An 11,835-nucleotide genomic window follows, 5' to 3' on the forward strand; every position below is an offset into this window, starting at 1 on the left:
TCGGCGAGCCGGTCGGCGTTGCCGAGACCGAGACCGGCGACTGGATCGTCCGCTTCGCCGATCACCCGCTCGGCCTCATCGACCGTCGCACTCACAAGCTGCGCCCCTTTGCGCCGACCCGGCCGGGCCGGCGCGACCAGCGCCTCAACAGCACCGGAAACCTGTCAACGATGTTGCCGGTCTATAGTGTCAACGATCTCTCCGGTTGCACAATTTTGGTTCTCCGTGATCCTCATCACCCCCGCCAGAACGGCTTCAGCGACTCGCGGTCGGCGGCGCAGCGCTCCAGGCCGAGGTCGCGCAACTCGTGGTCGCTCAGCGTCCACAGAAGCGGCCGGGTGCGGGACCGGCGCAGCCAGGCCGAGGCCAGGCGCAGCAGGGGCGCGGCGAAACCGGGGCGAGCGGCAACGGTCCGCCGCTCGAGGGCGGTGGTCGACATGATGTCTCTCCTGTGAGGGGAAGGGCTGCGGGCGGGGCCGGCTAGCGCCGAAGGCCCCAATGCGCGCGCAACTCCTGGTTGAACTCGACCGCGCGCTCCTCCGGCAAGAACAGGCGCGCGCCTTTCAGCTCGACCCTCCGGCGGGTGCCGGGGATCGTCTCGGCCAGCCAGTGCGACCATGTCACGTCGAAGTAGACGTCGTCGGTGCCCCAGACGATCAGCGTCGGCGCGGTCAGGCGCCGCAGCCGGTCCTCGACCGCCAGTGTGTGCCGGGCGTCGAAGGCGGCCAGGAAGCGGCGGAAGTCGTCGGTGCGCGCCTCGCTCCTGACCAGCGGCCGCAGATAGGTCTCGATATCCTCGTCGGTCACCCGCTCGGGGTGTTCATAGGCCGGGCCAAGGGCCCCGGGCGAACGATAGACGCTCTTGTCCGCCAGCATGGCATCCAGCGCGCCGCGCAGCCCCCCGGCAGCGGCCATGGCCAGGAACGGCTTGAACGCCTCGGGCGGCCAGTTGTCATGGGCATCGCAGTCGGTCAGGGTCAGGCTGCGCACCCGCTCGGGGTTGTTGGCCGCGAAGATCTGGGCGATGCCGCCGCCGCTGTCATTGCCGACCAGATCGGCCTGCTCGATGCCGAGCGCGTCGAGGACTTCGCCCAGCATCGCTGCATTGGCGGTCACCGACACATCCCGGCCGGGCGCGATCTCGGTGTCGCCATGGGCCAGCAGGTCGACGGCGATGCAGCGGCGGATGTCCGACAGCTGCGCCAGTTGGTGCCGCCACAGATGGCCGTTCAGCAGCACGCCATGGACGAACAGGGCCACCGGCCCGGCGCCCGTCTCGGTATAGGCGATGCGGCCCGACGGTGTGTCGACGTGGTGCTTTTCCGGGGACTGCATCGGTCACTCCCCGCCTGCGGTCGAGGCGTCGGCCTCGCGCAGCGCCCGGGCGCAATCCTCGCAGCACACCTCCACCGTCTGGCCGCCGATCGTCACCTTGATCGTCTCGGCGTCCAGCTCGCAGTCGCAGGCCGCGCAGGTTCTCTCGCTCATCGGATGTCTCCTGTTTCGCCCGCTGTCCGGGCGAGATCAGGGGACCATTTCGGGCGGCCGGCCCGCTGTCGGATTCTTTAGGGACTTGTGCTGGGGTTGGTCAGCGCAGGCGGACCGAGCGCTGGAACTCCGCCGGGGTGCGGCCATAGGCCTGGCGAAAGGCGGCGCTGAAATGGCTGTGGCTGGAGAAGCCGAGATCGAGGCCGAGGGCGGTCAGGTCGTCGTACCGGCCCAGCAGATCCAGCGCCCGGGCCAGCCGCAGGCGCAACTGGTAGCGGTACAGCGGCAGGCCCTCGACCTGCCGGAACACCTGGGTCAGGTAGACCGGCGAGACGCCGACCTCGGCCGCGATCTCGGCCAGGGTCCAGCGCCGCGCCAGGTCGGCGGACAGCGCCAGCTTGGCGCGGTCGACCAGCTTCTGCAGGCTTCGGCTGGCCCCGGCCTGGTGCGAGGTACGCTCGCCGATCGACCGGCGCACCAGGGTCAGGGCCAGAGTCTCGGCCTCCAGCGTCTCGGCGGCCTCGCGCCTCAGGCTGTGCCGCAGCAGCGCCACCAGCGCCTGGCTGCGGGCGTCGATGCGCAGCCGATGCGGGCGGAACACGGTCGCGGCACCGTCCCGCATCAGCTCCGGCGGCGCCAGCTCGCGCAGCAGCGCGTCGTCGACCACCACGTCCAGGCAGGAATCGCCGCCTTCGACCGGGTGGCTGATGCGATAGCCCTCATCCGGGTTGAAGAACAGCACCTGGTTGGCCTCGCCCACCGCGTCGTCGCTGCCGAGATGGCGCACGAACACGCCGCGATAGGGGAAGACCAGATGGGTGGCGGCGGCGCATTCCTCGGCGCTGCGGTGCCGGCACGCGCCGGCGCAGACGACGTCGCGGATCGCAACGGTCTCCGTCTGCAGCAGGGTGTCGGCCGAGATGTCGCTCATCGGGTCGCGGCGGGGCGCCGCCTCCGGCAGGGCAGGGGCTCAATGCCACCATACCCTGCCGGCCGGACTCAGGCGAGGCTCAGCCGCGCCAGAACGGCTTCGCCGCCTCGCGCAGGGCGTCGCCGCGGTCGAGGCCGAGGTCGCGCAGCTCGTGGTCGGTCAACGCGTCGAGCTGACGTCGGGTCCGGGCGCGCTCCAGCCACAGATCGAGGGTCTGCACCAGCCCGGCGAAGGTCGCGGGGCGGGACAGGGCAGAGCGGGAAACGCGGCGCTCGACAACGCGCGTCGACATGGAAGGTCTCCTGATGGCCCGCGGCCGCCGGGGGCACCATGCCCGGGTGCGGCAATTGCGAGATTGCATTCAGAGATTGATCCGAGCATGATATCGGTGCAATCGGAGTATTGCACTCGGAGCAATTTAGCATGCTGGATGATTTCCGCTCTATCGCCGACGCCGTGGCCAGCGAGATCGCCTCGGGGCAATTGCGCCCGGGCGACCGGCTGCCGCCGCAGCGCGACTTCGCCTATCGCCGCGGCATCGCCGCCTCCACTGCCGCCCGGGTCTATGCCGAACTGACCCGGCGCGGCCTGGTGTCGGGGGAGGTCGGGCGCGGCACCTTCGTCCGCGCCGTGGAGACGGTGCCGGCCTCGGTGCTGGCCGAGCCGTGGCAGGCGCCGATCAACCTCGAATCCAGCTTCCCGATCCTGCCCGGCCAGCCGGCGGCCCTGGCGCAGGGTCTGCAGGCGCTGATGCGGCCCGACGCGCTGGGCCTGGCGCTGCGGGCGGTGCCGGCGGCCGGCACCCCGGCGGCGCGGGCGGTGGCGTCGTCCTTCCTGGCGGAGGCCGGATGGGCGCCGGAGCCGGCGCGGGTGCTGTTCACCGGCAATGGCCGGCAGGCGATCGCGGCGGCGCTGTCGGCGCTGGCGCCGGTCGGCGGCCGGGTCGGGGTCGAGGCGCTGACCTATCCGGTGATCAAGGGCATCGCCGCCCGGCTGGGCATCGCCCTGGTGCCGATCGCGATGGATGCCGAAGGGCTGCGGCCGGACGCGCTGGAGGCGGCACACTACGCCGCCCCGCTGCGCGGCGTCTATCTGCAGCCGGTGCTGCACAACCCGTTCGGCATGTCGATGCCGCCGGGCCGGCGGGCGGATCTGGCGGCGGCGCTGCAGCGCCTCGACCTCGTCGCGGTCGAGGACCGGGTCTACAGCTTCCTGGCCGATGAGGCGCCGCTGGCGGCGCTGGCGCCGGACCATGCCATCGTGGTCGACAGCCTGTCCAAGCGCCTCGCGCCCGGGCTGACCCTCGGCTTCGTGGTGTCGCCGCGCGCGCTGGTCGAGCGCATGGTGGGCGTCATCCGGTCCGGCCCCTGGAGCCCGGGCGGCCTGGCGCTGGAGGCGGCGTCGCGCTGGATGGCCGACGGCACGGTGGCGGCGCTGGTGGCGGAGAAGCGGCAGGATGCCCGCACGCGCCAGGCGATCGCCCGCGCTGCGCTGGACGGGCTGGAGACACGCGGCGATCCGCGCGCCTATCACCTGTGGCTCGACCTGCCGGAAGGCTGGCGGGCCGAGGCTTTCGCGGCGGCGGCCGCGCGCAAGGGCATCGCCCTAACCCCCGGCCCGGCCTATGCCGTCGGCCCGGGCCATGCCCCGGCCGGGGTGCGGCTGGCTCTGGCCTCGCCGGCGCCCGAGATGCTGCGCGAGGCGGTGGAGACGCTGGCCCGACTGGCGCGGAGCGAGCCGGACCAGCTCGCCGTCGACTAGCACAGGTGTCCGGTTGATGATTGGCAGCAACCGGCCGAAGGTATTCAAAGGCTGTGGCTCAATTTTAAACTGTCATGCCCGGGCTTGACCCGGGCATCCAGAGATGTCGATGCCGCTCTGAATGGCCCCTGGATTGCCGGGTCAAGCCCGGCAATGACAATAAAAGTTTAGCTCAGCTCTCTAAGCTACAACCGGAAAGCTTAACCGGATAACCCCGGTCGACTAGGCGCTGTGACGTTTGGCTCTCCACCGGCCCGGCGAAGGCGCGCATGCTGCCGCCAGCCGAGGGAGATTCGTCGATGCTCAAGCCCGTGATCGCCGCCGCCGTCATCCTGCTCGCGGCCCTGCCCGCCATGGCGCAGCAGGACTGTCCGGACGACAGCCAGGCCGGCCTCAACCAATGCGCCGGCGACGCCTACAAGAAGGCCGATGCGGCGCTGAACGCGGCCTACAAGCAGGTCATGGCGCGGCTGAAGGACAGCGAGGCCGCGGCCAAGTCGCTGGTCACGGCCCAGCGTGCCTGGATCGCCTATCGCGACGCCGAATGCGATTTCATGTCGTCGGGCGTCGAGGGCGGCAGCGCCCGGCCGATGGTCGTCGCGCAGTGCCTGGAGCAGCTGACCACCCAGCGCGCCGACGACCTGAAGGCGCTGCTGAGCTGCGAGGAGGGCGACCTGAGCTGCCCGGTGCCGGCCGCCGAATAGGCGCTCAGCCGAAGGAGGGCGGGGGCGCGCCGAACTGCAGCGCGTCCAGCGCGCCCTGCAGGATCCAGGCGGCGGCGGCGGTGTCCACCGCCTTGGCCCGCTTCTTCCGGGTGACGTCGAAATCGATCATCTGGCGCTGCACCGCCATGGTCGACAGCCGCTCGTCCCAGAAGGCGATCGGCAGGTCGCGCAGCTTCAGCAGGTCCTTGGCGAAGGCCCGCACCGACTGGCAGCGCGGCCCTTCGCTGCCGTCCATGTTGACCGGCAGGCCGATCACCAGCGCGGCGACGCCGCGGTCGTCGACGACGCGCAGCAGCTCATTGGCGTCCGGCGTGAACTTGGTGCGGCGGATGGTGCCGATCGGCGAGGCCAGCGACAGGCCGGGGTCGGACACTGCCATGCCGATGGTCTTTTCCCCGAGATCCAGGCCGATCAGCCGCCCGCCGGGGGGCAGCAGGGGCTTCAGGTCGCGAAGATTGCAGACCGCCATATCGGGTGTTACCTTCCGCGCCGTTTTCCGTCGGCCATCCCCCGCGGCTCCGGCCCCATGCCGGCCCGGTTCGGCCTCCGATCCCCGGAGATGACTACGACATGTCGCTCGACAGAGCCACCGTCGCGAAGATCGCGCATCTGGCCCGTATCCGCCTCGACGAGGCGGAGCTCGATTCCATGACCGGCGAATTGTCGGGGATCCTGGACTTCGTGGAGCAACTGGCCGAGGTGAACACCGACGGTGTCGAGCCGATGACCAGCGTGGCGCAGCAGGGCCTGCGGCGCCGGCCGGACGAGGTGACCGACGGCGGCTATCCCGAGAAGGTGCTGGCCAACGCGCCCTCAGCCAAGGCCGGGTTCTTCACCGTGCCGAAGGTGGTCGAGTGATGACGAAGCCGACCCACTTCACTCTCGCCGGGGCGCGCGACGCGCTGAAGAAGCGCGAGATCTCCTCGGTCGAGCTGACCACCGCGCATGTCGCGGCGGTGGAGAGCCTGCGCGGCCTCAACGCCTTCGTCACCGAGACGCCGGAGAAGGCGATCGAGATGGCCAAGGCCTCCGACGCCCGCCTGGCGCGTGGCGAGGGCGGCCCGCTGGAAGGCCTGCCGATCGCCATCAAGGATTTGTTCTGCACCGAGGGTGTGCGCACCACGGCCGGCAGCAACATCCTCGGCAACTTCGTGCCGCCCTATGAATCGACCGTCACCAGCCAGCTGTGGCGCGACGGCGCGGTGATGCTGGGCAAGCTGAACATGGACGAGTTCGCCATGGGCTCGGCCAACATCACCTCGGCCTACGGCAATGTCGAGAACCCATGGCGGCGGCAGGACGGCAGCAACGCCAAGCTGGTGCCGGGCGGCTCCTCCGGCGGCTCGGCCGCCTCGGTCGCGGCCCGCATCACCCTGGCGGCGACCGGCACCGACACCGGCGGGTCGATCCGCCAGCCGGCGGCCTTCACCGGCATCGTCGGCATCAAGCCGACCTATGGCCGCTGCTCGCGCTGGGGCGTGGTGGCCTTCGCCTCCTCGCTCGACCAGGCCGGGCCGATGGCGCGGACCGTGCGCGACGCGGCGATCATGCTGCGCTCGATGGCCGGCTTCGATCCCAAGGATTCGACCAGCGTCGACCTGGCGGTGCCGGATTTCGAGGCGGCGCTGACCGGCGACATCCGCGGTCTCAAGGTCGGCATCCCGAAGGAATACCGGGTCGACGGCATGCCGGCGGAGATCGAGCGCGTCTGGCAGCAGGGCGCCGACTGGCTGCGCGCGGCGGGGGCGGAGATCGTCGAGGTCTCGCTGCCGCACACCAAATACGCACTGCCGACCTACTACATCGTTGCCCCGGCCGAGGCCTCGTCGAACCTGGCGCGCTATGACGGCGTGCGCTATGGCCTGCGCGAGACCGGCAACAGCCTGAACGAGCTGTACGAGAACACCCGCGCCGCCGGCTTCGGCCGCGAGGTCAAGCGCCGGGTGATGATCGGCACCTATGTGCTGTCGGCCGGCTATTACGACGCCTACTACACCAAAGCGCAGAAGCTGCGGACGCTGATCGCCCGCGACTTCACCGAGGCGTACAGGCAGTGCGACGTGATCCTGACGCCGACCGCGCCGTCCACCGCCTTCGCCATCGGCGAGAAGCAGGACGACCCGATCGCCATGTACCTCAACGACGTGTTCACCGTGCCGGCGTCGCTGGCGGGGCTGCCGGGCCTGTCGGTGCCGGCCGGCCTCGGCGATGACGGGCTGCCGCTCGGGCTGCAGCTGCTCGGCCGGCCCTTCGACGAGGAGACGGTGCTGCGCGTCGCCGAGGTGATGGAGCAGGCGGCCGGCTTTACCGCCCTGCCGCAGACCATCTCCTAAGGCGGGGGCCTCTGACCGTGACAGGCTTCGTCATCCGCCGGCTCGGTCCCGAGGATGCCGCGGCCTATCGCGAGATCCGGCTGGAGGGGCTCGAGCGCCATCCCGAGGCCTTCGGTTCCACCTATTCGGATGAGGCGAAGCTGTCGCCGGACGACTTCGTCCGGCGCGTGGTCGAGGTGCCGACCTTCGCGGCCGAGCGCGACGGCCGGCTGCTCGGCCTGGCCGGGCTGGCGCGCGAGACCTCGACCAAGCGCCGCCACCGCGGCACGCTGATCCGGATGTATGTGCGGCCCGAGGCGCGCGGCACCGGCGCTGCCGATGCGCTGGTCGAGGCGGTGCTCGATCTCGCCCGGGCGGAAGGCTTGGACGCGGTGCTGCTGGCGGTGATTACCGAGGCCGAGCCGGCCCGCCGCCTCTATGAGCGGCACGGCTTCACCGTCTACGGGGTCGAGCCCGGCGCGTTGCGGATCGGCGACCGCGCCTATGACGACGAGCTGCGCATCCGCTTCCTCTGAGCCGCTCTCCGGCGCGGCGCCGCGTCGTCTTCGGACGGTCATGGAAAGCTGCTATGCCGGCGCCGGGAAGGGGCAGCAGCCCGAGGAGGCCGGCCATGACCACGATTCCCTATATGCCGCGGCGGTTCCGCACCGCGGCCGCCCATTACCTGCAGGGCCGGCCGCCCTATGCCGCCGGCCTGTTCCCGCGGATCGCCCGGACTTGCGGCCTCGGCCCCGACCACCGGGTGATGGATCTCGGCTGCGGGCCGGGGCAGATCGCGGTGGCGCTGGCGCCTTTCGCGGGCGAGGTCGTCGGCATCGATCCGGAGCCGGAGATGCTGGCCGTGGCGGCGCAGACGGCGGCGCAGGCCGGCGTCCGGGTCACCTGGCACCAGGGCAGCTCCTACGATCTGGGGCCGCAATTCGGGGTGTTCCGGCTGGTGACCATGGGCCGGTCCTTCCACTGGATGGACCGGATGGAGACGCTGCGCCGGCTCGACGGGATGATCGACCCCCAGGGCGCGGTGGTGCTGATCCATGACGACCACCCCAAGGTGCCAGACAACCGCTGGGTGAAGCCCTATCGCGACCTGCTGGAGCGCTATTCCGAGGAGGATGTCGGCCGGCAGATCCGCAAGTCGCCGGACTGGCTGAACCACACGGCCGTGCTGCTGGATTCGCCGTTCAGCCGGCTGGAGGAGGTCGCGGTGATCGAGCGCCGGCGGATCGAGGCAGACTCGCTGATCGACCGGGCCCTGTCGATGTCGAGCGTGATGTCGGGGGCGATCGGCGACCGGGTCGAGGCGCTGATCGCCGAGATCGAGGGGCTGACGGCCGAATACGAGACCGACGGCATGCTGGGCGAGGTGGTCACCTCGACGGCGCTGATCGCGCGGCGGCCGGGGACCGACTGACGCAGGCTTGCACGCTTGCGCCGGCGGCGCAGGCATCGCAAAGATCGCGGCTCACCGTTCAACCCGCCCGTATCGGGAGAGTCCCTCGTGACCCTGAAGCTTCATACCGTGATCTGCAGCACCCGGCCGAACCGGATCGGCCCGGTGGTCGCCTCCTGGTTCCAGGAGATCGCCGCCGCGCATGGCAGGTTCGACGCCACCCTGGTCGACCTGAAAGATTTCGACCTGCCGGTGTTCGACGAGCCGGAGCATCCCCGGCTGCAGCACTATGTGCACGAGCACACCAAGCGGTGGAGCGCCAGCGTCAGCGCCGCCGACGCCTTCGTCTTCGTCACGCCGGAATACAATTTCGGCCCGCCGCCGGCGCTGCTGAACGCGCTGAACTACCTGTACCTGGAATGGAACTACAAGCCGGCCGGCTTCGTCAGCTATGGCGGCGCGTCGGGCGGGCTGCGGGCCGTGCAGGCCGAGAAGCTGACCCTGACCACGCTGAAGGTGGTGCCGCTGACCGAGGCGGTGGCGATCCCGATGGCCTGGAACGCGGTGGCCGACGGCAAGCTCACCGTCCCCGAGGCCCAGGCCAAGGCCGCGACCGGAATGCTGGACGAGCTGGCCCGCTGGGCCGAGGCGCTGAAGCCGCTGCGGGCGAAGTAAGGGCCCTGCCCTTCATTCCCTGTCATGCCCGGGCTTGACCCGGGCATCCAGAGAGCGTCGACATCCTCTGGATTGCCGGGTCAAGCCCGGCAATGACATCAGGGGGAAGTCGAAGCTCGATCACCCCGCATGGATCCACAGGATCTCTGCCTCCTCCGGCCCGTCCGAGATGCAGGCATGCGGGGTGCGGGCGTCGAAATACAGGCTGTCGCCGGCGGCCAGGCGGAACGGCGCCTCGCCGGCGAAATGCATCGTCACCGCGCCGGACAGGACCAGCAGGAACTGCTGGCCCTCATGCCGGTCGAGCGGCCCGTACTCCACCAAGGTGCGCGCCTTGACCCGGGCGCGCACCGGGGTGACGCGCTTCTCCGCCATATCGGCGGCCAAGAGCTCATGGCTGTAGCTGCGGGTCTCGTGCCGCGGCCCGGTGCCGGCCCGGGTCAGGCTGCGCGCCGCCGGGGCCGGGCGGGCGTCGCCGAACAACCCCGCGAGATCGACGCCGAAGCCCTGAGACAGCTTCAGCAGCACCTCGACCGTCGGCGACATCCGGCCGTTCTCGATCTTCGACAGGGTCGACTTGGCCAGGCCGGTGCGCTCGGACGCCGCCTCCAGCGTCCAGCCGCGGGTCCGGCGCAGCGCCTTCAGCCGCGGGCCGAGGCTCTGGGGCGCATCACTGTCCATGCGCCGCAGCTAAGCACGTGCCGCTCCGCATCGCATCTGTTTCCGATCGGAAAAACCCGATTGCGCGGCCGCGGGCGGCGGCGTAGGAGTCGGGAAACTCCGGGACGGGTACGGGCATGGCTGACAGCTTCGACGTGGTCATCATCGGCGGCGGCGCCATCGGCAGCGCCATCGCCTGTTTCCTGATGCTGGAGCCGGGCTTCGACGGCACTGTCGCGGTGGTCGAGCGCGACCCGACCTACCGCACCGCCTCCTCGGCGCTCTCCGCCTCCTCGATCCGGCAGCAATTCTCCACCCCGTTCAACGTCGCGGTCTCCCGCTTCGGCCTCGAGGTGCTGAAGCACCCCGAGCGCTGGCTCGAGGTCGAGGGCGAGGTGCCGGATTTCGGCTTCCACGAGAAGGGCTACCTGTTCCTGGCCACCCCGGCCGGGCAGAAGGTGCTGCAGGCCAATCACGAGATGCAGCTGGGGGAGGGCGTCGCCGTCGACCTGATGGCGCCGGACCGTCTGGCCGAGCGCTTCCCCTGGCTGAATGTCGAGGGCCTCGCCGCGGGTTCCCTCGGCCTGGCCGGCGAGGGCTGGTTCGACGGCTACAGCCTGTTGCAGGCGTTCAAGCGCAAGGCGCGGTCGCTCGGCGCCACCTATATCGCCGACACCGTCACCGGCATCGACCGGGCGGGCAGCCGGGTCACAGGCGTGACCCTGTCGGATGGCCGCCGCATCGGCTGCGGCACGCTGGTCAACGCCGCCGGGCCGCAGGCCGGCAAGGTCGCGGCGCTGGCCGGCATCGACCTGCCGGTCGAGGGCCGCAAGCGCTGCGTCTTCGTCTTCGACTGCCGCCAGACCCTGGCCGATTGCCCGCTGGTGATCGACCCCTCGGGCGTCTGGTTCCGGCCCGAGGGCAACCTGTTCATCTGCGGCGCCCCGCCCACGGGCGAGGACCCGGACACCGAGGACCTGACGGTCGACCACGCCCTGTTCGACGAGATGATGTGGCCGGCCTTGGCCGAGCGGGTGCCGGCCTTCGAGAGTCTGAAGGTGGTGAATTCCTGGGCCGGGCACTACGAGATGAACACGGTCGACCACAACGCCATCATCGGGCCGCATCCCGACCTGCCGAACCTGATCTTCGCCAACGGCTTCAGCGGCCACGGGCTGCAGCAGTCGCCCGCGGCCGGGCGGGGCGTGGCCGAGCTGATCGCACACGGCGGCTTCCGCAGCCTCGACCTGTCGCCCTTCGCCTTCACCCGGATCCTGGAGAACCGGCCGATCGTCGAGCTGAACGTGGTGTAAGACCAGCATCCGGAGGGGGTAACCCGTCATCCCGGGCGCGGCGCAGCACGCAGTGATGCGCTGCAGACCCGGGATTTCTTCGCGCCTCCTACGAGATCCCGTGTCTGCGCAGCAGCGCTTCGCGCCGCAGCGCGCACGGGATGACAGGATAGCGTTCCCGCCCCTAAGGCCGGCCGCCGGGCCTATTCCTGCATCTGCTGTTCCTGCTGCTGCTGGTATTGCTCCTGCTGCTGCTCCTGTTCCTGTTGGTATTGTTCCTGCTGTTCCTGCTGCTGCCGGTAGATCTCTTCCTGCTGCTGTTGCTGTTCCTGCCGCTGCTGCTGCTGTTCCTCGAACCATTCCTGCTGCTGGCGCTGCTGCTCCTGCTGCTGCCGCATATAGACGTCCTGCTGCATCATCTGCTGCTGCTGGTCGTCGTATTGTTGCTGCTGGCCGCTGTTGTCCTGGTATTGCGGGCCTGGCGGCATTCCCGGGTTGTAGCCGCCGACCACTGGCCCTGACGACCTGGTCAGATCCGCCAGGTTGCCCTGTGCCTCGCGGTTGCCCTGGGCCGCCGAGG

General features: G+C 70.4%; 16 protein-coding genes. 8 read left to right on the forward strand and 8 right to left on the reverse strand.

What is annotated here, in order from left to right:
- Positions 1-235: 235 nt before the first annotated feature.
- From ABDW35_RS21260 to ABDW35_RS21280, 5 genes are all read right to left on the reverse strand, one after another.
- Positions 236-439 (reverse strand): DUF1127 domain-containing protein, encoded by a 204-nt coding sequence (locus tag ABDW35_RS21260; RefSeq protein ID WP_343715877.1) that lies wholly within the window; start codon positions 437-439, stop codon positions 236-238.
- Positions 440-480: 41 nt separating this feature from the next.
- Positions 481-1,335 carry an alpha/beta hydrolase gene (locus tag ABDW35_RS21265; protein WP_343715878.1) on the reverse strand — a complete coding sequence of 285 codons (855 nt, stop codon included), beginning with the start codon at positions 1,333-1,335 and terminating at the stop codon, positions 481-483.
- Between the two features lie 3 nt (positions 1,336-1,338).
- Positions 1,339-1,488, reverse strand: coding sequence for a hypothetical protein (locus tag ABDW35_RS21270; RefSeq protein ID WP_179221847.1), 150 nt, complete (start codon positions 1,486-1,488; stop codon positions 1,339-1,341).
- Positions 1,489-1,588: 100 nt separating this feature from the next.
- A complete protein-coding gene (locus tag ABDW35_RS21275) occupies positions 1,589-2,419 on the reverse strand; it encodes an AraC family transcriptional regulator (RefSeq protein WP_343715879.1) in 831 nt (276 codons plus the stop codon).
- Between the two features lie 79 nt (positions 2,420-2,498).
- Positions 2,499-2,711, reverse strand: coding sequence for a DUF1127 domain-containing protein (locus ABDW35_RS21280; protein ID WP_343715880.1), 213 nt, complete (start codon positions 2,709-2,711; stop codon positions 2,499-2,501).
- 131 nt (positions 2,712-2,842) lie between these two features.
- Here ABDW35_RS21280 and ABDW35_RS21285 point away from each other — a divergent pair, with 131 nt between their 5' ends.
- A complete protein-coding gene (locus ABDW35_RS21285) occupies positions 2,843-4,180 on the forward strand; it encodes a PLP-dependent aminotransferase family protein (RefSeq protein WP_343715881.1) in 1,338 nt (445 codons plus the stop codon).
- A gap of 299 nt (positions 4,181-4,479) precedes the next feature.
- Positions 4,480-4,884, forward strand: coding sequence for a lysozyme inhibitor LprI family protein (locus ABDW35_RS21290; RefSeq protein ID WP_343715882.1), 405 nt, complete (start codon positions 4,480-4,482; stop codon positions 4,882-4,884).
- 4 nt (positions 4,885-4,888) lie between these two features.
- Here ABDW35_RS21290 and ruvX read toward each other — a convergent pair whose 3' ends face one another.
- A complete protein-coding gene (gene ruvX / locus ABDW35_RS21295) occupies positions 4,889-5,374 on the reverse strand; it encodes a Holliday junction resolvase RuvX (protein ID WP_343715883.1) in 486 nt (161 codons plus the stop codon).
- Between the two features lie 101 nt (positions 5,375-5,475).
- Between ruvX and gatC the strand changes: the two genes are divergently transcribed.
- The 5 genes from gatC (at position 5,476) to ABDW35_RS21320 (ending at position 9,303) form a co-directional block, all read left to right on the forward strand.
- The gene (gene gatC / locus ABDW35_RS21300) at positions 5,476-5,763 is read left to right on the forward strand and encodes an Asp-tRNA(Asn)/Glu-tRNA(Gln) amidotransferase subunit GatC (RefSeq protein ID WP_034839555.1); all 288 of its coding nucleotides are present in this window, start codon (positions 5,476-5,478) and stop codon (positions 5,761-5,763) included.
- Positions 5,763-7,238 (forward strand): Asp-tRNA(Asn)/Glu-tRNA(Gln) amidotransferase subunit GatA, encoded by a 1,476-nt coding sequence (gene gatA / locus ABDW35_RS21305; RefSeq protein WP_343715884.1) that lies wholly within the window; start codon positions 5,763-5,765, stop codon positions 7,236-7,238. Before gatC ends, gatA begins: the two co-directional genes overlap by 1 nt.
- A 17-nt stretch (positions 7,239-7,255) precedes the next feature.
- Entirely contained in the window at positions 7,256-7,753 is a 498-nt protein-coding gene (locus tag ABDW35_RS21310; RefSeq protein WP_343715885.1) for a GNAT family N-acetyltransferase, read from the forward strand.
- Positions 7,754-7,848: 95 nt separating this feature from the next.
- Positions 7,849-8,649: a methyltransferase domain-containing protein gene (locus ABDW35_RS21315; protein ID WP_343715886.1), complete on the forward strand. Its 801-nt coding sequence runs from the start codon at positions 7,849-7,851 to the stop codon at positions 8,647-8,649.
- A gap of 87 nt (positions 8,650-8,736) precedes the next feature.
- Positions 8,737-9,303 carry an NAD(P)H-dependent oxidoreductase gene (locus ABDW35_RS21320; RefSeq protein ID WP_343715887.1) on the forward strand — a complete coding sequence of 189 codons (567 nt, stop codon included), beginning with the start codon at positions 8,737-8,739 and terminating at the stop codon, positions 9,301-9,303.
- A 120-nt stretch (positions 9,304-9,423) separates the two neighbouring features.
- Here ABDW35_RS21320 and ABDW35_RS21325 read toward each other — a convergent pair whose 3' ends face one another.
- Positions 9,424-9,984 carry an XRE family transcriptional regulator gene (locus ABDW35_RS21325; RefSeq protein ID WP_343715888.1) on the reverse strand — a complete coding sequence of 187 codons (561 nt, stop codon included), beginning with the start codon at positions 9,982-9,984 and terminating at the stop codon, positions 9,424-9,426.
- 116 nt (positions 9,985-10,100) lie between these two features.
- Between ABDW35_RS21325 and ABDW35_RS21330 the strand changes: the two genes are divergently transcribed.
- A complete protein-coding gene (locus ABDW35_RS21330; protein WP_343715889.1) occupies positions 10,101-11,276 on the forward strand; it encodes an FAD-binding oxidoreductase in 1,176 nt (391 codons plus the stop codon).
- Between the two features lie 182 nt (positions 11,277-11,458).
- On the opposite strand, the gene ABDW35_RS21335 is transcribed toward ABDW35_RS21330, so the two are convergent.
- Positions 11,459-11,835 (reverse strand): hypothetical protein (locus ABDW35_RS21335; RefSeq protein WP_343715890.1); only part of this gene is annotated, 377 nt, incomplete at its 5' end.

Source organism: Inquilinus sp., assembly GCF_039594555.1.
Taxonomy (GTDB): domain Bacteria; phylum Pseudomonadota; class Alphaproteobacteria; order DSM-16000; family Inquilinaceae; genus Inquilinus.

What these genes read in the sequence shown, in the direction of transcription:
- ABDW35_RS21260 (WP_343715877.1), bottom strand. Translation starts at nt 439, where the DNA reads ATGTCGACCACCGCCCTCGAGCGGCGGACCGTTGCCGCTCGCCCCGGT.
- ABDW35_RS21265 (WP_343715878.1), bottom strand. Translation starts at nt 1,335, where the DNA reads ATGCAGTCCCCGGAAAAGCACCACGTCGACACACCGTCGGGCCGCATC.
- ABDW35_RS21270 (WP_179221847.1), bottom strand. Translation starts at nt 1,488, where the DNA reads ATGAGCGAGAGAACCTGCGCGGCCTGCGACTGCGAGCTGGACGCCGAG.
- ABDW35_RS21275 (WP_343715879.1), bottom strand. Translation starts at nt 2,419, where the DNA reads ATGAGCGACATCTCGGCCGACACCCTGCTGCAGACGGAGACCGTTGCG.
- ABDW35_RS21280 (WP_343715880.1), bottom strand. Translation starts at nt 2,711, where the DNA reads ATGTCGACGCGCGTTGTCGAGCGCCGCGTTTCCCGCTCTGCCCTGTCC.
- ABDW35_RS21285 (WP_343715881.1), top strand. Translation starts at nt 2,843, where the DNA reads ATGCTGGATGATTTCCGCTCTATCGCCGACGCCGTGGCCAGCGAGATC.
- ABDW35_RS21290 (WP_343715882.1), top strand. Translation starts at nt 4,480, where the DNA reads ATGCTCAAGCCCGTGATCGCCGCCGCCGTCATCCTGCTCGCGGCCCTG.
- ruvX (WP_343715883.1), bottom strand. Translation starts at nt 5,374, where the DNA reads ATGGCGGTCTGCAATCTTCGCGACCTGAAGCCCCTGCTGCCCCCCGGC.
- gatC (WP_034839555.1), top strand. Translation starts at nt 5,476, where the DNA reads ATGTCGCTCGACAGAGCCACCGTCGCGAAGATCGCGCATCTGGCCCGT.
- gatA (WP_343715884.1), top strand. Translation starts at nt 5,763, where the DNA reads ATGACGAAGCCGACCCACTTCACTCTCGCCGGGGCGCGCGACGCGCTG.
- ABDW35_RS21315 (WP_343715886.1), top strand. Translation starts at nt 7,849, where the DNA reads ATGACCACGATTCCCTATATGCCGCGGCGGTTCCGCACCGCGGCCGCC.
- ABDW35_RS21325 (WP_343715888.1), bottom strand. Translation starts at nt 9,984, where the DNA reads ATGGACAGTGATGCGCCCCAGAGCCTCGGCCCGCGGCTGAAGGCGCTG.
- ABDW35_RS21330 (WP_343715889.1), top strand. Translation starts at nt 10,101, where the DNA reads ATGGCTGACAGCTTCGACGTGGTCATCATCGGCGGCGGCGCCATCGGC.